Here is a 2,310-nt window from a genome sequence, read left to right as displayed (position 1 = left end):
ACCTCTACCAGGGGCTCGGTGGGTTCGCCGGCAACCTCGCGATGGGCCTGCTGTTCGGCCGGCTGTTCCAGCGGACCGGCCGGGTGCTGCCGCTCGTCATCGCCCACGCACTCATCGACACCGTCGCGTTCGTCGGATACGTGGCGTTGGTCGGAAAGATCTCCTGGATCCCAGCGTCGCGCTAAGGTTACGGGTGGGGAAATATAGATCGTCTGCTGGGCGTACGATGCATATCTCAACGGTGCACCGCGGGGCGGTGGATCGTTCGAGGACGTCAACGTTGGCGGGTTCGGGGCGCCGGAAGGCCACGGGGCGCCGGAAGGCGTAGCCGTCGAGTGCCTGCCGCGGTATGGCTGGTCGGGGAGGACCGATGGTCAACGGAATCCGCGAGATCGAGCGCAAGTTCTCGGTCGAACCGACCTTTGTGCTCCCGAAGTTAGGGGAGGTCGCGGGCGTCGCCACCGCGCGCACCCGCAAGACCGTCAGTCTGGAGGCCGTCTACTACGACAGCGACGATCTCCGGCTGGCCCGTAACAAGATCACACTGCGGCGTCGGACCGGTGGAGCGGACGCCGGATGGCACCTCAAGCTGCCCGTCCGGGTGGGGGAGCGGGACGAGCTTCAGCTCCCGCTCGACGAGGGCGTGGGCGGGGTGACCCTGGGCCCGCGGTACAGCCCTCCCGCGGAGTTTGTCGATCTGGTGTCGGTCCATCTGCGCGGCGCCGAGCTGCGGCCGGTCGCCAGGCTGCGGACGCTGCGGACAGCGCGCCGGCTGCGGGGCACGGTCGGAGTCGACCTGGCCGAGGTCGTCGATGACCAGGTCTCCGCGCAGACTCTGGGGGAGAAGACGGTACTGAGCAGCTGGCGGGAGATCGAGGTCGAACTCGTCGACGGCGGGCCCGAGGTGCTCGACGAGGTCGCCGGTCTGCTCACGGCCGCGGGCGCCACCCCGGCGGTGGACTCCTCGAAGCTCGCGCGGGTCCTGGGTGAGGCGCTGGCCGCCGGCCCCGGGCCGGACGTCCCTTCGCCGCCGCGCAAGCCACGACGCAGGACGCCGGCGGGCGAGGTGGTACGGGCCTACCTGATCGAACAGGCGCGTGCCCTGCTCGCGGCCGATCCGCGGGTGCGGCTCGACGAGCCCGAGGCGGTCCACAAGATGCGCGTCGCCTGCCGTCGGGCCCGCAGCACCCTGCGGACGTTCGCGCCGCTGTTCCCGCCCGAGAGAGCGCTCTTCCTGGACGGCGAGCTGCGGGACCTCGCCGGCGCGCTCTCCGGCGCCCGCGACGCCGAGGTCCAGGCCGCTTATTTCGAGACCCGCCTGGCGGAGCTGCCCACCGAGCTGGTCGTGGAGCCCGTGCACAAGACGGTCACCGCGCACCTCGGCGCCGGCACGGCCAACGGCCGGGCGGAGGTGTTGGCGATGTTGCGCAGTGACCGGTACTTCGCCCTCGTCTCCAACCTGCTCACCCTGCTGCGGGGCCCGCTCACCCCCGCGGCGGCCCGTCCGGCCGGCAAGGCCCTTCCCGACCTGCTGCTCGGCGCCGACCGGAAGCTGGCGAAGAAGGTCCGCGCCGCGACCGCTCTGAAAGTCGGCCAGGAACGGGACGAACTGCTGCATTCCGCCCGCAAGCAGGCCAAGCGGTTGCGGTACGCGGCGGAGGCCGTCGCGCCGCTGTACGGGAATGACGCGGCGCGGCTGGTCGAGCAGGCCCAGATCGCGCAGGAGCTGCTCGGAACCCATCAGGACGCCACCGTCGCGCGCAGGCTGCTGGGGGACTGGGGGACGGCAGCGCAGGCCCAGGGCGCCCCCACCGCGTTTACTCTGGGTGTCCTGCTGGGCCTGGAGGAGTGCCGGGCACGCATGGCGGAACGAGACTTCTTCGATGCGTGGCCCGCGATCTCGGCGGCCCGGCACCGCCGCTGGATCCGCTGACCCGGGGCCGTGCCGGGTGGGCTCTGCCGTGGTCTGACCGATTACCTCCTCCGCGTCACCCATCCGTGCGCTACATCCGGGCCATCGGGCGCACGACCATCCGCCACGGGCCGGCACGCTCAGGAAATCCCTGTCAGCTCGACGGATTGCCGGACGGGACGGGTGGAGCTGCCTGCGGCCGGACCTGCTGCGTTGTTCTGTGACCGGGGCATGAAGCGGACTTCCTTGCCCGGAGGACTCCCGCGAAGGCCTCCGTCCGTGTAGCGTCGTCCCTGGCCGGAGTTCGGCGGTTCGCGTCTCAACCGAGGCGCGGCGGAACAACGTCAGGGTCTCTTGCAGCTTCCTGACGTTCGGCCCGGGGCCCGCGCGGTGCGGGT

General features: G+C 71.3%; 2 protein-coding genes. Both read left to right on the top strand.

Annotated features, from left to right (window positions below):
- A partial coding sequence (locus ACY45C_RS08270; RefSeq protein WP_462187036.1) for a CPBP family intramembrane glutamic endopeptidase occupies positions 1-185 on the top strand: 185 nt, incomplete at its 5' end.
- Between the two features lie 185 nt (positions 186-370).
- The gene (locus ACY45C_RS08265; protein WP_462187035.1) at positions 371-1,933 is read left to right on the top strand and encodes a CYTH and CHAD domain-containing protein; all 1,563 of its coding nucleotides are present in this window, start codon (positions 371-373) and stop codon (positions 1,931-1,933) included.
- Positions 1,934-2,310 lie beyond the last annotated feature (377 nt).

Source organism: Frankia sp. CcWB2, assembly GCF_977927585.1.
The sequence above is the reverse complement of the archived record's forward strand: the minus strand, read 5'-3'. Positions and strand labels throughout refer to the sequence as shown.